Source organism: Siphonobacter sp. BAB-5405 (genome assembly GCF_002872335.1).
Taxonomy (GTDB): domain Bacteria; phylum Bacteroidota; class Bacteroidia; order Cytophagales; family Spirosomataceae; genus Siphonobacter.
In genome coordinates, this window is the sequence record NZ_NJAG01000027.1 from 26,335 (window position 1) to 45,964 (window position 19,630).

The window sequence follows — 19,630 nt, forward strand, 5'->3', positions numbered from 1 at the left end:
ACCTCTTCTTACTATGAAAAAGTACTGGCTTCTACTAATGGTCTCCCTGACCTGTACCCTGACGCAGGCTCAAACAAAACCCTGGAATGGTCTGGACGTCGGTCTATCTAATCTGTATCGCCTTTCCAACGCTCAAACCCGATCCATCAGTCCCGAAAACTTTACGGGTGAACGCGGCAAAGGTGCCATGGCGGATACCTCTGACCGACGGCCTAATCAGGCCAATGCCCGTCGTGAAGCCCGCGATTTGGGCCGGGGCTGGAAAGTCAATCCCTTTGTTATCATTCCATCGAAGCAGGTGTTTACACTAGCCGAAATTACGGGTTCGGGTCAAATTCAGCACATTTGGATGACGCCTACGGGCAACTGGCGATTCAGTATCCTTCGTTTGTATTGGGATGATGAAACGACGCCCTCCGTGGAAGTACCCGTGGGTGATTTCTTCGGCATGGGCTGGGGCGAGTATGCTCCGCTGAATTCATTGGCCGTTACGGTTAATCCGGGCAGTGCCTTTAACTGTTACTGGCCCATGCCTTTTCGAAAGAAATGCCGGATTACGATGGAAAATCTTGATGAGCGTGAGATGCGACTCTACTATCAGGTCGATTATACATTGACGGACGTACCCGACGATGCGGCGTATTTCCACGCTCAGTTCCGCCGGGCGAATGGTCACCCAACGGAGCAAGTCATTACGCTTGTCGATGGTATCAGGGGAAAAGGGCAGTACGTAGGCACGTATCTGGCCTGGGGTGTGCGTAATACCGGCTGGTGGGGTGAAGGAGAAATCAAGTTCTACATGGACGGAGACAAAGCGTTTCCCACCATTGCCGGTACGGGTACGGAGGATTATTTCTGTGGAAGTTACAACTTCGACCGGGCGGGGAAATACGTCGAGTTCTCAACGGCGTACGCGGGTCTTCCGCAGGTAATTCGCCCCGATGGGACCTATAAATCCCAGCAACGGTTCGGGTTGTATCGCTGGCATCTGACGGACCCTATTCGTTTCGAGAAAGACCTGAAAGTAACGATTCAGGATTTGGGCTGGCGGAGTGAGGGTCGGTATCTCCAGCAAAATTCCGATGTGGCAAGCACCATTTTCTGGTACCAGACCGAACCACATGCGGCATTTCCCCGACTGCCGGATAAGAACGCTTTGGAGATCAACTAAGAGGCGTAGTACAGATTTTTAAAGGCTAGATTCATTCATCATACAACTGCCTATGAGAACGGTTATTGGAGGAATGTTCATCCTGGTCGTCATGATTTTTTATCCCGATAAAGGAAAATTTCGTGAACAGAAAATTGCCCCAGAACGCTATGAGTCGGTCGGTGTTTTCGACGTCAATGGCGATAAGAAGCCTGATTTGGTCTCGGGAGCGTGGTGGTACGAAGGTCCGGAGTTCAAAAAGCGTCATTTCATCGGCGAGGTAAAAACCGAAGGCGAATACTACGATGATTTCTCAACCATACCGTACGACATCAACGGAGACGGCCGTATGGACTTTATTACCGGCGGCTGGTGGGGCAAGTCAATTCGCTGGCGGGAAAACCCCGGTAAGTCGGATAAACAGTGGCCCGAACATGTGATTGATAGTTGTGGTAATGTAGAAACGACCCGAGCCTGGGACATTGATGGGGATGGTACGCTGGAAATCGTTCCGAACAATCCGAGTCAGGCATTGAAGGTATACCGTTTCAACCGGGATAAAAAAACCTTCACTCGTCACATAATTTACGAAGTGCAGGGCCATGGATTGGGTTTCGGTGATGTGAACGGCGATGGGAGAGGGGATTTTATTTTATCCGACGGCTGGCTGGAAGCTCCCGCCAAACCCTTTGAGCAAGCCTGGACCTTTCACCCCGATTTCAAGCTGGGGTCGGCCAGTGTACCCATTCTGGTAGTAGATGTAAATGGCGATGGGCGGAACGACCTCATTGTGGGGCAGGCTCATGACTATGGGCTCGACTGGTACGAACACAAGATGGATGGTGACCGCCACATTTGGGAAAAACGCTCGATTGATTCAGAACATTCACAGTTTCACGAAATGCACTGGCGGGATATTACCGGCGATAGTAAGCCCGAGCTGATTACGGGTAAACGATACCGGGCTCATAATGAGAATGATCCAGGAGCTGCCGATCCATACGGCATGTACTACTTCACGTGGAACGGTAGCAAATTCGAGAAGAATATCATCACGTTCGGACCTTTTGGGGAAACGAAAGGAACGGGCATCTATATGGTCGTACAGGATTTGAATAAAGATGGTTATCCAGAACTCATTACAGCCGGGAAAGATGGACTTAGCGTTTTCTGGAATGAACGGTAACGGAACATAAATGGGCTAGATGCCCGGAAATTGCGATTTTTCAATCTGATTAAGTCCGTATCGTTTGGTGATTTGCCGCCTGGGCTGTTTGTTTGCCTGTCCAATGGATCGCCCTGCGTGGGGTCGCCCAACACTGACAAACTATAAACGACGCATACGAAATGGAAGCTGCTTACACTGTCTTTTTATCTATTCACTCCTGGCTTCGCTGGGTGGTGCTGATTCTGGCCGTATTAACCCTGGCCCGGTCAGCTCGGGGTGTCTCCTCCCGAAGTCTGTATACCGACGCGGATCGCAAAGCAGGTTTGTTTTTTATGATCTCCTGCGACGTCCAATTACTGGTAGGCTTAGTACTTTATTTTGTATTGAGTCCAGTTTACGGCTTAGCCGCATTCCAGACGCCAGGAATTAATGCTATGAAAAATGCGGATATTCGCTATTTTGCTGTAGAACACATCGCTATCATGATTGTTGCTCTGGCTTTAGTGCACATTGGGTACAGCAAGGCCAAGAAAGCAAGTTCGGATCTGGTCAAGCATAAATCCTCCCTTATTTTCTTCGGTATCGCTTTAGTGCTGATGCTCAGTCGTATTCCCTTCAGTACGCGACCCTTATTCCGATTCTAGTGAAATAAACCAGCAACAATACCAACCTGCCAGCCGTTTAAGTTGGCAGGTTTTTTTTGTAATAATTTTAAAAATACCTCGACCAGACGAACAAACTGATGGTTTTTTTGCTTATTTGTACAATAATATATAAGCATAGTTCTATTTATCGGTTTCGCTGACATAAAAACATTAATCAACCTATGAATAAGTGCGTCTTTTTAGATCGGGATGGTGTATTAAACCAGGATAGCCCGAGCTATCTATACTGCGTGGATGAACTCATTATAACGGACGATACCATTAAAGCACTGGAACGATTAAAGCGTGCCGGCTATCTACTCATTGTAGTTACGAATCAGGCAGGTATCGCGAAAGGGCTATACAAGCGGGAAGACGTAATGAAGTGTCACGAACACTTACAGGAAAAATGCGGGCACTTGATTGATGCCCTCTATTTCTGTCCTCATCACCCGGATTATAGCAGTAATTCGTTACTACGGAAGCCCGATTCGCTGATGCTTGAAAAAGCCATCGCCAAATATCACATTGATCCTACACAGTCCTGGATGATCGGTGATCAGGAACGTGACATTCAGGCGGGTCATAAAGCAGGCGTACGAACAATCCGTATTGCTGACCCGGATACCCAATCCAAAGCAGAGGCCTTACGAACCAATCTTTGGGAAGCTTCGGCTCTGTTGGTAGGCTAAAGAGGATATATTTTCTTTTGAGAACAAAAAAGGTGGGGAGCGTTTCAATTTCCACTATTTTTGCTCATACTAATGTATTCTTTCTAATGTCAGATTCACTTCGTCAAATTCCGTTACACGACGTACACGTAGCTTTAGGAGCCAAAATCGTACCCTTTGCCGGGTTTGAAATGCCCGTTTCCTATTCCGGTTTAATTCAGGAACACCTGGCGGTACGAAATTCCGTCGGGATTTTCGACGTTTCGCACATGGGTGAATTCCGGGTACGAGGAGCCAAAGCTCTGGATTTACTGCAACGGATTACCACCAATGATGTAGCCGCTTTGTATGATGGTAAAGTCCAGTACTCCTGTCTTACCAACAACATGGGTGGTATCGTAGATGATTTGTTGATCTACCGTCGGAAAGAAGACGACTACTTTGTGGTAGTGAACGCTTCGAATATCGAAAAAGACTGGAACTGGTTTCAGCAACATAATACCGAAGGAGCTGAGCTTGAAAATGTATCGGATGAATACAGCCTGTTTGCTGTACAAGGCCCCAAGGGCGTAGCAACGATGCAGAAACTGACGGAGCTGAATTTGGAAGAAATGCCTTATTACTCCTTCAAGGAAGGTACGGTCGCGGGAATTGAAAACATTCTCATCGCAACTACGGGTTACACCGGAGCGGGCGGCATGGAAGTATACGTGCCTAACGACCAGGCAGTAGCCATGTGGAATGCCATCATGGAAGCCGGTGCCGAATTCGACATCGTACCCGTTGGATTGGGAGCCCGTGATACGCTACGTACCGAAATGGGCTATTGTCTGTACGGTCACGACATCGACGACAGTACTTCACCCATTGAAGCAGGCCTGGGCTGGATTACAAAATTCAACAAAGAATTTACGTACAGCGATTTTCACAAGAAGCTGAAAGAAAACGGTGTTACTCGTAAGCTGGTCGGTTTCGAGATGATTGATCGGGGTATTCCACGGCAGCACTACGAAATCATGACAGCCGCCGGTCAGATCATCGGTGAAGTAACGTCTGGTACGCAATCGCCCAGTCTGAACAAAGGAATCGGTATGGGCTACGTACAAACAGAATACAGCAAAGTAGGCACCGAAATCTATATTAACATTCGCAATAAGTATTTGAAGGCGGTAGTCGTGAAGTTGCCGTTTTTGAAGTAGATATAAATGAATGATAACGAAAAGCCCTGACAGATTGCTCTGTCAGGGCTTTTCGTTGGATAAAAGGCTTAAAAGAAAAACACCTGCTCAATTTCGAATTGAGCAGGTGTTGTATGTGGTGGTCTCGTTAGGGACCGAACTAGGTTTACAACTGCTTCATAACCAGAAGCAAAATCTCTTCTTTTTACTTCCATTGACGAATAAGGTTACTGCGATCTTATTCAATAGCTGCTCTGTTTTCCTTCTAAAAGTCTTTTTACCAGCGTTCACTTACTACCAAAGACAAGGTTACCAACTTTGGCAGGTTACCGCTTTCATTTTTAATCCAATGTTAGGCCGCTAAAAGGAAGAAGATGGAAAGACTATCAACAGACTTAATCGAGCAGGCCAAACGCGTTTTAATCGCCGAATATCTACAAAAACGGGGTATTTCACCTGCCTACCAGTCCGGGAATGAACTCGTGTACTGTTCACCTCTTAGACAAGAATCCACCCCTTCTTTTTTCGTGAATCTGAGCAAAAACGTGTTCGCTGATTTTGGCGGGGAAGGAGACAAGGGTGACGTGATCCGGCTGTGTCAGCTCTTAGAAAAAATCAATTTCAGAACGGCGGTCGAACGCCTGTCCAGTTTCGAGGGTACTCCCTTTACCCCTGCTTTTTCTTTTAGCGGCTCAGAGCCGGATTCCCCAAGCCCTTTACAGGTGCTGGAGACATTGCCCCTCAAGCATCCCGTACTCGTTCGTTACGTGGAGAGCCGGGGTATTCCGGTGGGACTCGCCAGTGATTACGTCAAAGAGGTCCATTACCAGCGGCTCGGCAAACGATACTTTGCTCTGGGCTTTCCCAATGACGCGGGAGGCTTTGCCCTTCGCAATGGAACGGGATTCAAGTTTCAGACCCGACCCGCAGGCATCACCACCTTCGAAGGAAGCCTACCCGGGAAAGTATGCGTGTTCGAGGGCTTTTTCGACTTCCTTTCCGCTCTGGCTTACTACGATCTGGACATGCCCCGCTATCATACCATTGTACTCAATTCCACTTCGCACCTTCGGGCCGCGTTGCCCGTGCTGGATAGCTGGAACTGCACGCAGCTCAACTGTTTTCTTGATGACGACCGGGAAGGGCAACGGGCACTGCTTCGCTTCAAAGAGCTGGGCTTTACAGTCCACGACTGTTCAACGCTTTACAAGGGTCATAAGGATTTCAATGAATTACTGATGGCTCATCCCACCACTCGGTACGTTCCCCTGATTTGATCCCATGCAGCACCCGCCCCGTTTTTTAATCACCCTCGAAGAGATCCAGCTTGTCCTGCGGTGTGGCCGCACGTCGGCCTTTGTGACCAGCCGCCTGATTAAAACCCTGTATCCGGCGTCGGCTCACCTGCACGGGAAGGTTAGACTCAAGGACTTCTGTGATTACCATGACTTTCCCGAAGATGAGATACAGACGTTTCTACGAACTCTGTCGTAAACGTTCAGCTCGGTACAAAAGCGTTCAAAGGCGTTCAGTAAAAGGGGAGAACTTGCCAGGGTTTACCGATTGTGTGACATAAAACCCGTATTGTAACACCCGTGTCATACGGTCGGTAAACACTCTTTTTATCCAACCCCCTGATATGAACCAACACCCGACACCCCTGTTTCCCTGGCAAGAGCAGCCCAAGCCTGCCGCCAAACTTCCTTTTCCTTCGCTTGATGTCTCAGCGGCTCCGAAACAAACGTCCCCTGTCGGCCCGTTTCCTTTTGCTGATGTACCTAAAGAACCCGTCTTCGATCAGATCAACCCTTACCTCAAAAAAGCTTTAAAGATCACGCTGCCCCTGCTGCCGTGTCTGCTGGGCGGTCCGGGCTTCTTTCTGGCGGGGCTGATGGTAGGCTATACGCTCAGTAGTGAAGAGAGCAAAGAAGACCCTTCCCGGTAAACGTCCGGAAATCTCCGGGAAGGTGTGACCGCGTATGACGCTGTGTTACGCCGTATGACACCGTCGCACATTCCCGGTATTTCCCGGTGCAGATGAATCCCATCAAAAAAGGCCGTTTTCACCGGGAAAACACCGGGAAAGGCCCGGTAAAACGGCCTTTGTGTGACGCTGTTTACAGCTCCGGTAAACCCCGGTAAACAACATCTACTCATCCGTCTTACGCCGTGTGACCGCGTGTGACAAATTCCACCTTTCCCGGTAAATGCCGGGCAATCCCGATACACCCATGAGTCAAGCCCTCACTACTACCGTTAGCGTCCGGGTGAGTCCGGACCGAAAATCAAGCCTGCTCAGAGAAGCTCAGGCATTAGGTACTTCCCTGTCTGAACTGATCCTTGCCCGGCTGGAAGATTACCAGCAGATCACCGAGCGGGTAGCCGTGCTGGAAGAGAACCTGCACAACCTTCAGTGGCAAAGCGGACAGGAGAAAACGACCTTTCAGCAGGCGTTAGAAAAGGCTCAGGAGCTGGCAGGCCAGAATCAGGAGAAAGCCCGACAGGAGGCCGCTCGTAAAGCCGTGGAAGAGTATAAAGCCCAGCACAATAGTCAAGGCAGTGAGTCCGATCGGGTGCAGCAGCTTAAAGCCCGGCTGGCTCAGTACGAGACTAGCGAACTGCAAGGGTTATTCGCCCAGGTCAAAGGCCATGAGCTTGATCTAAGGGTGGGCGGACAGATCAGAGAAGTAACGATTCAGGATATGCCGGAGGTGGTCTTAGGACTCATTCAGGCGTTTCAGGTGCAACACAGCTAAACGATGGCAAAGATTCAGTTTATTCCAAGGGGTAGCTCCTTTAGCTACTATCCAGCTCAACAGCCCAGTGACGATGACGACAGTGCAGGCGGCGGGTGGTTATTCATCATAGGCTTTTTACTACTCTTATACGGCATCTGGGCTTATCTGAAACTTAGTAAGCCGGAAGAAGAAACGCCGGTCGCAGGGGAGCCGCTTTTGCCCACGCTGCCGGAGCTTTCAGCCCTATTGGAAATAAAGCCCGCTTCCTTGAAGCCAGAGGAGCCAGTTAAACAGGAAACCCCTACTCAAACCCCTAACGACGATGACTCAGCTAAGCGTTGAACTCGAATATCAGATTGGACAGCCCGTGTGGTTAAAGACCGATCCCGAGCAGCACGAGCGGATGATAACGGCGATCATTCTCATCCCCAAGAACATCATGTACCGGGTGGCGATGGCGGGGGAGGAGAGTGAGCATTATGGGTTTGAGATTTTTACAGATCAAAAAAAATCTTCAATTGAAAATTAGAGATTCTAACTGTGTAAAACGTAATTTTTTCTTTCTTAAATATTTCCTTCTAAATTGTTAGTTGTATATTTTAATATACCGTTCATAACTTGCAATTGAAGCTAGGTAAATGAACTTGAATACTGGATAATAGCCATGGAGTATTTTATTTGGTGTGATGAATCGGAGAAAAAAGGAAAGCATTTTTCTAATTTTTATGGAGGAGTATTAGTCGAATCGACTCACTTGTCAGAAGTGGAGCTACGATTGAAGCAAGTATGTGAAGAACAGGCATTGTATAGCGAAATCAAGTGGCAAAAGGTTACAGAACACTACTTAGATAAATATAAGGCTATCGTAGGTGTTTTTTTTGATTTAATGAAAGAAGGGAAGGTTAAAATGAGAGTAATGTTTACTCAGAATTTTTATAAACCTCTTAATTTGACTCACAGACAGATAGAAGAAGAGTTTTTTATTCTTTATTACCACTTCTTCAAACATGCATTCGGACTGCCCTATTCCAATAAAACAGGGGAGCCTATTTATATCAGAGCCTATTTCGACTATTTGCCAGATAAAATAGAAAGAACGAAACAGTTTAAAGAATTCATTAAAGGTTTAGAGAAAACCCGTGATTTTAAGGCAGCTCAAATAAAGATTAGAAAATCTGATATTGCTGAGATCGATTCCAAAGCCCATAGACCCCTTCAGTTCATGGATGTGATACTAGGGGCAATGGCTTTCCGCTTAAACGATAAGCATTTAGAGAAGCCTGTTGGAAGTTGGAAGCGAGGAAAAAGAACTATTGCAAAAGAAAAACTATATAAGTATATAAATCTGAGAATCAGAGATTTACATACGGGATTCAATGTCGGAGCTAATACAGGTATGAATAATGGAATGACTAGCCTATGGGAAGATCCTTATCGACACTGGCTTTTCATCCCCAAGGAACACGAGAAGGATAACTCTCAGATAAAGACAAAAAAATAGCTCCGTTCTATCTACATAAATCCCCCAAGTGGAACTTGGGTCTTCGATAGCTACAGAGCTTTACAAAAGTAAAGAAATATGTTTTATAATAAAAAAAAATGTCAAAAAAAACATCTAACTCTAAAATTATATGAATTTATTTGATTTACCAGTTAAAGCCTGACTAGAAGCAGTCTTAAGACTAAAAACATGATTTATAGAATTAATTATCTTATGGTATAAATTGTTGAAAATGAGTCACTTACTAAGTGACTCATTTTTTGTATTTATAAGGGTATTTTAGTATCTGCTGGTCAGTATTCATAATTATAGCACATCCTTCTAAAACGTCATTTACCAAAAAACCGTTGCTGTCCCATGCTGTCGGAGCTTTCGGCCCTGCGGGAAGTAAAGCCCGCTGCCGTAAAGCCAGAGGAGCCAGTAAAGCAAGACACCCCCACTCAAACCCCCAACGAAGATGACTCAGCTAAGCATCGACCTCGAATTTCAGATTAGACAGCTCGTATAGCTCCAGACCCGACCTGGAGTAATATGAGTGGATGGTAAAGGCGATCATTCTCATCCTTAAGAACGTCATGTACCGGGTGGCAATGGCAGGAAAAAGAGATCATTATAAATGATATTAAAGTAGAATATATCAACACAATCAACTAAAAACAAGAGAAGTACAATTATTTAGTTGCTTATACGTCGATTTAAACATATTATTGGAAGAAAATACTAATAATTTGAAAATTAGTATTAAATGTTCAAATTTAAGAACGAGGTATACGTGGGTTGTATAGGTATCTATACGTACTATTATTAACTATTAAATCCCATTATCATTTAATAAAATGGAAGAAAAAATAATTGCCACCCTTATTACAACTTTCATAAGTGAATTCATTAAACAATCTAAAGAATTATTCAAAGGTTTAGAAGATGAATTTGTACAACTAATTAAAAATGAAATTAGTAACTATTTAGAAAAGCAAAAAAATAAATATTCATATGTTAAAACTTTACTGAGAGGAAATACACCTGTTTTTTTATATGATATATATTATAATTTAAAAATAAATAATGATAAACAAGATATTAAAACTGATAACATAAGATCAATTTTCAAAAGTGGTAAATATGTAACGATTATTGGAGATGCTGGTAGTGGAAAAACAACTTTAATGAAGCACCTTTTCTTGAATTCTATCTATACTAGTTTTGGAATTCCTATATTGGTAGAATTAAGGTATCTTAATGATTATAAAAATTCAATAGAAGAATATATTTATGAAAGAATATTTGAGAATAAATTAAGCCAAAATCAAATTATTTTGGAAAGATTATTAGAGAAAGGTAAATTTATCTTTTTTTTAGACGGTTATGATGAGTTAAATAATGAACTTAAGCAAAAAGTTATAACCGGGTTAAGTTCTTTTATAAATAAGTATGGTAATAATTACTTCATATTAACATCAAGACCGTATTCTGGAATAGAACATATGCCCTTATTTTATAATTACAATATGAGTAAATTAGGTTTAAAAAATGGTGATATAGAAGGATTTATATATAAGCAATTGTTCACTGAAAAAGAATTAGCTGATAAAATAGTTACTTCTATAACTAATAATAGAAGTGTTCATATTCAAAGTTTTCTCACTAATCCGTTATTACTTTCTTTATACATATTAACGTTTCAGAATAATGCATCTATTCCCGGCAAAAATATATATTTTATAGGAGAGTTATAAATTCGTTGTTCTCAGAACATGATAGTAAAACAAAGTTAGGTTTTGTTAGACAAAAAAGGAGTGGTCTAACACAAGAACAATTTGAAGAAGTATTAAGAGCCTTTTGTTTCCTATCTTATTTTGAAAACCAATTTGATTGGGAAAGTGATTATTTGATGTCTAAACTTAATGAAATAAAGAAGAGAATAAATTCTATTAAATTCGAAAATATGCTGTTTGTTGAAGATTTAAAATCAGCTATAGCTCTTTGGATAGATGATAATGGCTTAGTGTCATTTGCACATAGGTCGCTACAAGAATACTTTGCAGCACTATTCGTTTCAAATTTGAATGTATTGGAAAAGGAAAGAGTTTATACTAAAGTAATACAAAAGTTCTCTGTTCCAAAAAGTGTCAATGAAACAGAGAATTTTATATCATTGTGTGAAGAAATTGATACATTAAATTATAATAAATATTATAAATTGCCTTTGTTTAAAGAATTAAGGGGTTTATTGAATACAAATAGTGATTATGAATTGGTTAAAAGTTTTTTAATGTTTTTTGTCTGTGAAATAAATTTACCAAATCTTGTAGAAGGTGATAATGAAGTTACTTATGCGACGATTTTGAATTTGAATGCCACATTAGTATATAGATCCATATATTTTCACATTGATTACACACAGAAAATACATTCATTACTGACTCGAAAAGTATATAGCGGATACTTCAATAAGTGTAGTAGCAAGTCAAAATTAAATAGCTTTACCTCTAAAAATAAAAGAGGAAAATCAGTTGTTAAATATATAGATATTAATGGAGAAGTTCCTAGAGACTTCATGGATGAAATTATGCAGTGTCAAGAAATAATTGAGGCAATACGAGAATTGAGTGACTATATAGACAATAGTATTAAATCTTGTGTATCATATATCGATGAAACTCAAGATTTAGATAAAGGCTTAGTTGACTTAATATAAATAGAATATTAAAGTATTTTTTTCCTTAGTAACTATTTTGTTATGCAAGACCTTCTTACAAAATATTTTCCGAAACCATTATTAGAAGATATTGTTAAGGGCAACTGCCTACCAATTATTGGGTCAGGCTTCTCCTTAAATGCAATAATTCCTGAGGGAGAACAAATGTTAACTTGGGATGGATTAGGAAAAAAAATAAGTGAATATTTACCTGATTTTGCATCTTCAAATGCACTAGATATTATTTCTGCATACTCACATGAGTTCACTAGGATTAAATTAATAGAAAAACTTACAGAATTATTACTAGTAGATCAAATAAAGCCTGGGAAGGCTCATGCAGCATTTTCAAAATTACCGTTTAAACTTATTTGCACTACAAATTTTGATTACTTACTAGAACAAAGTTATCCTTTTTGCAGACCTATATTAGATGAAAGTCAATTATCTATCTCTTTCCATAAAGATGTTGTATCAATATTAAAGTTTCATGGAGATTTTAATCACCCTAATAAAGTAGTCGCTACAGAAGAAGATTATGATTTATTTTTAGAGAATAATCCCCTTTTCGCTACTTTTATAGCTAATCAATTAATAGTAAAAACTCCTTTATTTATCGGATATAGTATAGACGATCCTGATTTTAGACAGATTTTCAAGATTGTAAGTAGTAGATTAGGTAATTACCGAAGACCTGCTTATACGATCAAGCTTAATTCACCACAACATGAAATTTCTAAATTTGAACGTCGTGGTATAAAAGTTATAAACGTTTTAGAGAATATTACTTATTCAGATTTATTTCAAAATATATTTGAGCAACTAGATACATTTTGGAACAAGCAGTTAATTAGCTCTGGTACGTTTACTCATGAAAATACTCTATCTGAAGTTATTATTCAAGATGATAATCTTAATAGATTATGCTATTTTGGACTTCCTAAAAGCGATTTAAGTTTTTATAAAAAAAATGTATTTCCTATAGTTGAAAAGTATGGATTGGTACCCATTACATTAGATGAATTTATCACGGTAGATAATAATAATATAGCTAAAGTTACAGCACTCATTCAAAAGGCAGAGTTTCTGGTCTTTGATTTATCCTCTGAAGATAATAACATTGTAAACGAATTGTCGATAGCTCTTTTAAGAAAGAAAAAAAACTTATTAATTATTAAAGATAAAAATGATGAAATATTTTCATCGTATAACAAGGACTTTATACTTATTTTAGATCTTGCTAATATAGAGCGGCCAGATGATATATATGAGGAAAAAGACAATTTTCTAGATAAAATAAGCTCATGGTTTAAAAATAAATCTGAAATATATTTAAGCTCATTTTATGATGAACCTATAAGGTTACTTAACAAGGAAGAATTTCGTTCTGCAGTAATCTCAGCTTTTACACTTATTGATAGCGTTTTGAGGAAGAAATTGGAATCTGAAAATTATAGTCGTAGTGTATCAAGCAAAGAGATATTGTACAAAGCTTTAGAAAAAGATATTATAAGTCAAGAAGATTTTCATACAATTTTACAAGTATCTCGTGAAAGAAATATTTTAGCTCATAGCCTCAAAGAAATATCTAGTGAACGTGCTAAAAAGATTGTAGATGATATTATGAAAATAGTTGATAATATAAGTTAAGTCCATTAAGAAATATTACTTTGATAATTTAAAATAGAATAATAAGTTAATTAAACTATATCAGTTGTGACCTGTTCTGACATTAGTAACATAAGTTTCTATAAATTCTTAGATTAGCTATATATGGTTTAAAGGCCATTAATTCCCAAACATTTAGGTCAAGGATATTGGGTTTTTCTCCTTGAATGTATTCTATAAAGTCCATTGCATAATTGTTAGCTAAAACTTTATAAAAGAAAGTTAGAATATCATCATTTTGAAATCTTATCCATTTATTCTATAAGGATTGTCAAAAATTAAATTGAAAGATTTAGATAAAGAATCATTTAAGCAATTTAAAGAAAGAACATTCTTATGTCTATAATATAATAAAGTTGTTAGAGATATTTATCCTACCCCAGCAGCTTGGGCTTGTATCCATCTATATGGAGATCCTAAAGTTACTTTCCAAAAAGAATAGAAATATAGTTTTATTCTTTATTTTCTGTTGAATCTGATAATTTTTTCCTATAATGTTCAGGCAGAACAGTTAATGTTTCATCGAGTGTTCTGTATTTTTTTATCCAGTCTAGATTACGGTCTAACATATTTATTATAGCAGTGACACCTCCATATTTGAATTTAAACAATAGATTTTTATCATCTAATTTACAAAATGAAATAGAACATTTTATTTCGTTTAAATGATGCTTATCCTCGAACCGAGGAATGCTTTTAAATTCTGGCATAATAATAGAAGTTGTAATGAAAGGCCAGTCAATATTACTTTTAGTATTTAGGAATTCTTTTAGTTGATTAAAATTATGACTTTTGAAAGTGCTTTTTTGAGATTTGTATAAACTTTCGAGTGCTACTTTTAATAAGAATTTGGAAGTGGCATTTTCACTTCCAACAAACCCTGGTATTACTAGTTGACCTGAACCAGTATTAGGGTCAAATTCTTTAAAGTCATCTAAGGATATTCCCCTTATACTTACTATATTCTTTCTAAAATTTTTATCTCCTGAAAATTCTAACTTATTTAATTTTCCTATAGATGCATTACCTTTTTTCGTCTTAATAGCAAAGCGAGCTCTTTCGAAGGCAAAAACAGTTTTTGTTAAAACCTTTTCTTCAAATTTTGAAAATCTCTTGTTGCAATTGTCGCATACCGAATTTCTAGGCATGATATATTTAGTATTACCTAGTGATTCTGGAACAATATGCTCTACAGATTTAGCTTCATTTTCATTATCACAAAATATACATATATTACTCATTTCTTTGTAGTTTTTCGAATAGTGATTAAGCATATAATAATCCCATGCTCATTATTTTCTGTTTATCTATATAAATTAAATAGAGGTTTAGAAAAACGAAATTCAAATTTACTTGCATCCAACTTATTTGAGAAAATCTTTTGATAATCTATGTAATGCATTATTTAATTTCCTGTTTCAAATAACAAGTTCTGGTTGAGTTTTCCTAAGGTTGAAAATTTCGCTAATTTTCATATTAAACTTGTTTAGAGTTGCTCTCGAGCTTTATTTTTCTGTCATACCAATCTTCATATCCTTCTTCTATTGCAATTTTATTTATATCTTCCAAATGCTTTTTCAAGGCTTCTCCAGATTCAAAGCCTATTTCTTTGGCAGTTTGATCATATTGTTCCTGATCAAATTTTTCTAATGCATTATAATATTCTATATAATGCTCTTCTTTTTGAATTAAATTTGATTTAAGTAAACTTCTTACAATATTATTGTTTACTACTGCTCTATATATTTCTAACTCTGTTTCTCTAGAGGGTTCATATGTCTTTCCAGCAGTTTTTATTTTATTACCATTCTCGTCTTTTATATATATATCTACTTCGTTTTTGAGAGGATGACGTATTAATACTTCAAAATAATGCAAGTCTATAGCTGCTTGTATAGCTTCAATTGCTTGCATATACTTGTTCTTGTAAGTATCCAGCAGTTCGCCTCTTTCATTCAACCATTGGTTAAGCCGCTGATTTTCTTCAACCAGCTTTGCTACTTCTCCCTGATCAGTAGAACCTTTTGGCGTTTCTCCGTAGGTCAGTAATTCAATGTAACTCATTCCCAGAGCACCAGCTATCTTCTCTACCTGCTCAATGCTAAGCTTATGCCCTCTAGACTCCATCTTATGGTAAAAACTAGGAGTGATTCCCAGTTTCTCCGCCATGTCAGCTTGAGTTAGTCGCTTTTCTCCCCTGGCCAGTTTTATTCTATTTGTAAGCTCCATCATTTTCATATTTATACAAAGTTCTCACATAATTAGTAAGCGTTTAACAACTATTTTGGAACTTTTCACTTCCAAATTTGGAATTGAAAAGTTCTTTTTTAGATATTTGTGTAGTCAAAATAAGAAGTATAGCATATGAATCAGCAAATAGCCACTCTCACTGGCACAACACCCATCCAAAAGGCCTTTGACCAGTTCCAGACCAAGAAAGGTCTGACGATCAAGCTGGATGATCGCTTTCACAACCAACTAGGTATTGCACAGCTACGTTTCTGGAAGCTCCGTACGGGTAGGGTTCAGCCCCGGCCCAGCGAGTTAAAGGCTCTTAGTGCCTTTTTAGAATGTGAAATAAAGGATTTGATCTAGTTTGATTGAAACGGTAGTTGAGACCGTAAATAAGCAATAATCAGACGATTATGGACGAGAGAGCGTCGAAACAAACTGACCCATTTTAATAGCTAATCAAAAAAAATCCCCCGGTGGGAGTCGAGACCAGCCGGGGGACTAACTGTTTAAAACTTAAACAATTATGGACACCACAAAAGTAAACAACCCAGAAGACGATTTCAAGTCTATTGATGGCTACGAAAGCCCTGTAACAAATTTTAACGATCTAATGCCGGAGGCCATCCTACAACGCTGTGTGCGGGCATCGGCATTAGTGGGCCACGTCATTCATACCTGCTCCTACGAAACGGCTGCTCAGCTTTCGGGTTTGCTTCGGGAAAATATGATCCTTCAGCGAAAGATGGAAGAAATCCGGAAGCAGCTCACCATCATATCCGGAGTAAATGAAAATGACTGGCTACGGTTTCTGCACGGGCTGGACTGGATGAAAATTCAGGGCATCCCCATTGCGGATCGGGTGAATATCTTATATAAAAATATTGAAGATCAATACATTAATAATGAATCCAAGGAATGAGAAAGCCTTCCAAAGGGACTACAGACCGAAAGTTTGAGACCAAACTGCAAGAAGCCCAGTCTTCGCTACCGAATGAGGATAAACGTCGAAGGATGGGCGTAAGCATTTCGGCTTACAATCGGGGACAAAAAGGCAGTATATATTTAAAGATAAAGTACCCGGAACAGGAGACGATACAACTCGCAACGGGTATTGAGGTAGAAGCCGGGCAGCTCATTCCGGATCGCTTCGAAGTAGACGGGGATCGGCTTAAGACCGAACGGCTCCGGCAGATCAGAGGGCAGATCATTGCTATAGTTACCCGCCTTGAAGTAGCCGGGTTACCCGTTGACCTGAAACAGGTCCGGAACGAAGTGAGTGGGAGAGATCGAGCCCAGCCGCCAACGCTTCTGGAAGCCATCGAACGGCATTATCAGGTTCGCTACGCTCCGTTTATCGAAGGTAAAACTAAGCATTCATGGCAAAAGTAATCCGACCTAGTACTGACCGAGCCGTACGTAAACGGCTCGGTAATTTGATTGATTTCGTCGAGTGGAAACAGCCTAATTTGAAAGTCACCGACATAAAACCCAGCATCATACACGATCTGGAGCACTACTTCGGCAAGATTCGGGCGTTTGCTCCGGACGTGATGGCAAGGCACATCAAAGAGCTACGTGCCGTACTGCAACTGTCGCTACTCGATGGACACATCGAACGTAATCCGCTGGAAACCTTCACCCATACCAGCAAACCCAAGCCTAAAGAGTATCTCACCTTAGCAGATCTGGAAAAGTTACGCCACCTGAAAGGCCTTGATGAATCGGAACGGCTGGAGCGTGACATCTTTCTTTTCCAGATTATCACCGGACTTAGTCATGTGGATCTGGCCAATCTCACGCCTGAGAAGGTAAAGAAAACGCCAGAGGGTCTGTATTATCTGGACGTACGGCGGCAGAAATCGGGGGTACAGGCATTCCCGATACTGGATGATGAGTGTCTGGAAACGATTGAACGGTATAAGCAGCACCCTAAAGTACGCCGCACCGGACGACTGTTGCCCATCAACGAAAATCAGCATCGAAACCGGGTGCTGAAGTATTTAGCCCGGAGTATCGATTTAGGGTTCTCCTTGACAACTAAAACGGCTCGGGACAGTCACGCTGATCTGATGCTCAATGAATACGGCATTGCTCCGGACGTGGTAGCTGCCAGTCTCGGCCATACCAGCAGTAAAACGACGCTGAGCCTCTATGCTCGTCTGAAACCGGAGACCGTAGCCAAAGCGGTAGCTGAAGCCCGGAAGAAAAAAGCGAATTCATAAAGAAGCCTGACGTGTGGTTACGTCAGGCTTCCCATTCTTTTAAAAGGCCATGTAACCCCTCAAGAATATCCAACCCAATATAATGAAGTTCAGTGGAGTTGATAGCCCACCAAATGAACCTTAATTATCTAAAGCTCAATGGCAAAATTACACGTAATCAGCACTTCTGCAAGTGTCGATCCTTCCTTATCGTACGGCAGCACCCCCGATCTGGACTGCTACCAACGATCTTTTCCTGTTAATGATCTTACCCGTCTGATTGCCCGTTTCGAAGCAGAACCGCCACTGTCCCGCCCATCCATTGAAAGGCAACCAGGTCAAGCCAAATTTGAACTCGCAGACCAGCGAAAAAGCCAGCTTTACGCGGCCATCGACGGTAGCGGTGATGCGTTTCTGTCAACCCTGTACAAACAATTGGTTTTCCCCTGGAAGGGTGGCCGGAGAGAGGGACGTAAGCGAACCAGACCTTTACCCTCGGGCAAACCCTTCACGCCTCGTACCCCTCGTTCATAATCCTATATACCTGCAAACCTGTCGTTAATGGCACGAAATACTGATAAGCCGGAAGGGGAACAAAACTCCTATCAACGGCTGAAGCAATACCTGTTTGATCGATACGAAATCCGTCTCAATGTTATTTCCAATGATTTAGAAGTCCGGCCTAAGGACAGTAAAGAGGTGTACAGTGCTTTGAATGATAACGACCTCAAGTGCGAACTGTACGATAAGAATTTCAACGGCTTCGAGAAAAGACTCGAGGCACTGTTGCTTTCCAGTCAGGTAGAACGCTACGATCCCATTGCTCATTACTTCAAATCGCTACCGGCCTGGACGAAGGAAGATCCGGATTACATCGCCAAGCTCTGTGAATACGTCAAAACGCCCGATCCGGAATGGTTTACGGCCATGTTTCGTAAATGGCTGGTGAGAGCCGTTGCCTGTGGTATCGGAGCTAGTCCTTTTAATAAACAGTGCCTTACATTGGTAGGGTCTCAGAACGACGGTAAAACGTCGTTTTTACGGTTTCTGGCTTCTGGCCCGCTCAAAGCCTACTATAAAGAGAACGTAGACTTTGAGAATAAGGATGGCCGCATTGCCCTATGCCGGAACTTCCTAATCAACCTGGACGAACTGGCGACACTTTCCAAAACGGATATCAACAAAGCCAAGTCCTTTTTCACGGATCATATCATCCGGGTACGGCTGCCGTATGCCAAGCGGGAATCAGATGGCATCCGGCGAGCCTCTTTTGTGGCTTCAACGAACGAAAGTGAGTTCCTGACCGATACCACGGGTAACGTACGGTGGTTGATCTTCGAAGTACAGGGCTTTATCCACAATAACGGGGGGCCGGGGGGCTATCAGCAGGACATCGATATGGATCAGGTCTGGTCGCAGGCGTACGGATTGCTTAATAGTGGCTTTACGTATGAGATGAATCGGGAAGAAATAGAACGGTCGGAAAAGATCAATCGAGGCTTCCAGCGGTCGAACCCTGAAACCGAGCTAATCAGTCGATACTTCGTTCCGGAAGAGAAAGACCATACGGAGGCAGAGTTCCTTACTTCATCGGAAATGATGGAAAGAGTATCCTATCTCTCCGCTCATTCGCACAAACTCAACCCGGTAACCTTTGGCCGGGCTTTAGCGTTTTTGAGGTTTCCGCAAACGACAGATCGTACAAATAGTATTTTTCCTAGAAAAGGCTATTGGGTAAGGCAGTACACTTTTAGAAATAATTAGACATTCAAGTTACT

The 19,630-nt window shown here is 41.2% G+C and carries 23 protein-coding genes; 20 read left to right on the forward strand and 3 right to left on the reverse strand.

The genetic code is table 11. The features are described from left to right. The first annotated feature begins 13 nt into the window (after positions 1-13). From BWI97_RS18290 to BWI97_RS18320, 6 genes are all read left to right on the forward strand, one after another. Entirely contained in the window at positions 14-1,171 is a 1,158-nt protein-coding gene (locus BWI97_RS18290; RefSeq protein WP_102202257.1) for a glycoside hydrolase family 172 protein, read from the forward strand. A gap of 52 nt (positions 1,172-1,223) precedes the next feature. Further along, a complete protein-coding gene (locus tag BWI97_RS18295; RefSeq protein WP_102202258.1) occupies positions 1,224-2,336 on the forward strand; it encodes a VCBS repeat-containing protein in 1,113 nt (370 codons plus the stop codon). Positions 2,337-2,497: 161 nt separating this feature from the next. Next, positions 2,498-2,962, forward strand: coding sequence for a hypothetical protein (locus BWI97_RS18300; RefSeq protein WP_102202259.1), 465 nt, complete (start codon positions 2,498-2,500; stop codon positions 2,960-2,962). A 182-nt stretch (positions 2,963-3,144) separates the two neighbouring features. Then, positions 3,145-3,654 carry an HAD-IIIA family hydrolase gene (locus BWI97_RS18305; protein WP_102202260.1) on the forward strand — a complete coding sequence of 170 codons (510 nt, stop codon included), beginning with the start codon at positions 3,145-3,147 and terminating at the stop codon, positions 3,652-3,654. An 86-nt stretch (positions 3,655-3,740) separates the two neighbouring features. Next, positions 3,741-4,832, forward strand: a complete 1,092-nt coding sequence (gene gcvT / locus BWI97_RS18310) for a glycine cleavage system aminomethyltransferase GcvT (RefSeq protein ID WP_102202261.1) — start codon at positions 3,741-3,743, stop codon at positions 4,830-4,832. Between the two features lie 353 nt (positions 4,833-5,185). Beyond that, a complete protein-coding gene (locus tag BWI97_RS18320; RefSeq protein WP_102202263.1) occupies positions 5,186-6,088 on the forward strand; it encodes a toprim domain-containing protein in 903 nt (300 codons plus the stop codon). A 25-nt stretch (positions 6,089-6,113) separates the two neighbouring features. On the opposite strand, the gene BWI97_RS27705 is transcribed toward BWI97_RS18320, so the two are convergent. Next, positions 6,114-6,257, reverse strand: coding sequence for a hypothetical protein (locus BWI97_RS27705; RefSeq protein WP_158242787.1), 144 nt, complete (start codon positions 6,255-6,257; stop codon positions 6,114-6,116). Between the two features lie 193 nt (positions 6,258-6,450). Between BWI97_RS27705 and BWI97_RS18325 the strand changes: the two genes are divergently transcribed. The 8 genes from BWI97_RS18325 to BWI97_RS18360 all read left to right on the forward strand — a co-directional run bounded on the left by BWI97_RS18325 (position 6,451) and on the right by BWI97_RS18360 (position 13,398). Continuing rightward, complete coding sequence (locus BWI97_RS18325; protein ID WP_102202264.1) at positions 6,451-6,756, forward strand: hypothetical protein; 306 nt, start codon at positions 6,451-6,453, stop codon at positions 6,754-6,756. Positions 6,757-7,042: 286 nt separating this feature from the next. Further along, positions 7,043-7,567: a hypothetical protein gene (locus BWI97_RS18330; RefSeq protein WP_102202265.1), complete on the forward strand. Its 525-nt coding sequence runs from the start codon at positions 7,043-7,045 to the stop codon at positions 7,565-7,567. Positions 7,568-7,570: 3 nt separating this feature from the next. Next, positions 7,571-7,891, forward strand: a complete 321-nt coding sequence (locus BWI97_RS18335; RefSeq protein WP_102202266.1) for a hypothetical protein — start codon at positions 7,571-7,573, stop codon at positions 7,889-7,891. Next, complete coding sequence (locus BWI97_RS18340; RefSeq protein WP_102202267.1) at positions 7,872-8,078, forward strand: hypothetical protein; 207 nt, start codon at positions 7,872-7,874, stop codon at positions 8,076-8,078. The genes BWI97_RS18335 and BWI97_RS18340 overlap by 20 nt, the downstream gene beginning before the upstream one ends. 135 nt (positions 8,079-8,213) lie before the next feature. Then, positions 8,214-9,050, forward strand: a complete 837-nt coding sequence (locus BWI97_RS18345) for a DUF3800 domain-containing protein (protein ID WP_102202268.1) — start codon at positions 8,214-8,216, stop codon at positions 9,048-9,050. Between the two features lie 836 nt (positions 9,051-9,886). Continuing rightward, a complete protein-coding gene (locus tag BWI97_RS18350) occupies positions 9,887-10,786 on the forward strand; it encodes an NACHT domain-containing NTPase (protein WP_102202269.1) in 900 nt (299 codons plus the stop codon). A gap of 5 nt (positions 10,787-10,791) precedes the next feature. Then, a complete protein-coding gene (locus BWI97_RS18355) occupies positions 10,792-11,748 on the forward strand; it encodes a hypothetical protein (protein WP_102202270.1) in 957 nt (318 codons plus the stop codon). A gap of 42 nt (positions 11,749-11,790) precedes the next feature. After that, the gene (locus BWI97_RS18360) at positions 11,791-13,398 is read left to right on the forward strand and encodes an SIR2 family protein (RefSeq protein ID WP_102202271.1); all 1,608 of its coding nucleotides are present in this window, start codon (positions 11,791-11,793) and stop codon (positions 13,396-13,398) included. Positions 13,399-13,868: 470 nt separating this feature from the next. Here BWI97_RS18360 and BWI97_RS18365 read toward each other — a convergent pair whose 3' ends face one another. Together BWI97_RS18365 and BWI97_RS18370 are read right to left on the reverse strand one after the other, a co-directional pair. After that, complete coding sequence (locus BWI97_RS18365; protein WP_158242788.1) at positions 13,869-14,657, reverse strand: HNH endonuclease; 789 nt, start codon at positions 14,655-14,657, stop codon at positions 13,869-13,871. Positions 14,658-14,892: 235 nt separating this feature from the next. Then, positions 14,893-15,654 (reverse strand): helix-turn-helix domain-containing protein, encoded by a 762-nt coding sequence (locus BWI97_RS18370; protein ID WP_102202273.1) that lies wholly within the window; start codon positions 15,652-15,654, stop codon positions 14,893-14,895. A gap of 126 nt (positions 15,655-15,780) precedes the next feature. On the opposite strand from BWI97_RS18370, the gene BWI97_RS18375 reads away from it, so the two are divergent. The 6 genes from BWI97_RS18375 (at position 15,781) to BWI97_RS18400 (ending at position 19,616) form a co-directional block, all read left to right on the forward strand. Further along, positions 15,781-16,011, forward strand: a complete 231-nt coding sequence (locus tag BWI97_RS18375) for a hypothetical protein (protein ID WP_102202274.1) — start codon at positions 15,781-15,783, stop codon at positions 16,009-16,011. Positions 16,012-16,174: 163 nt separating this feature from the next. Next, a complete protein-coding gene (locus tag BWI97_RS18380) occupies positions 16,175-16,570 on the forward strand; it encodes a hypothetical protein (protein ID WP_102202275.1) in 396 nt (131 codons plus the stop codon). Next, positions 16,567-17,040 carry a hypothetical protein gene (locus BWI97_RS18385; protein WP_102202276.1) on the forward strand — a complete coding sequence of 158 codons (474 nt, stop codon included), beginning with the start codon at positions 16,567-16,569 and terminating at the stop codon, positions 17,038-17,040. Before BWI97_RS18380 ends, BWI97_RS18385 begins: the two co-directional genes overlap by 4 nt. Further along, positions 17,028-17,873, forward strand: a complete 846-nt coding sequence (locus BWI97_RS18390; RefSeq protein ID WP_102202277.1) for a hypothetical protein — start codon at positions 17,028-17,030, stop codon at positions 17,871-17,873. The genes BWI97_RS18385 and BWI97_RS18390 overlap by 13 nt, the downstream gene beginning before the upstream one ends. Before the next feature lie 138 nt (positions 17,874-18,011). Continuing rightward, complete coding sequence (locus BWI97_RS18395; protein WP_102202278.1) at positions 18,012-18,386, forward strand: hypothetical protein; 375 nt, start codon at positions 18,012-18,014, stop codon at positions 18,384-18,386. 27 nt (positions 18,387-18,413) lie between these two features. Next, entirely contained in the window at positions 18,414-19,616 is a 1,203-nt protein-coding gene (locus BWI97_RS18400) for a VapE domain-containing protein (protein ID WP_102202279.1), read from the forward strand. The last annotated feature ends 14 nt before the right edge of the window (positions 19,617-19,630 follow it).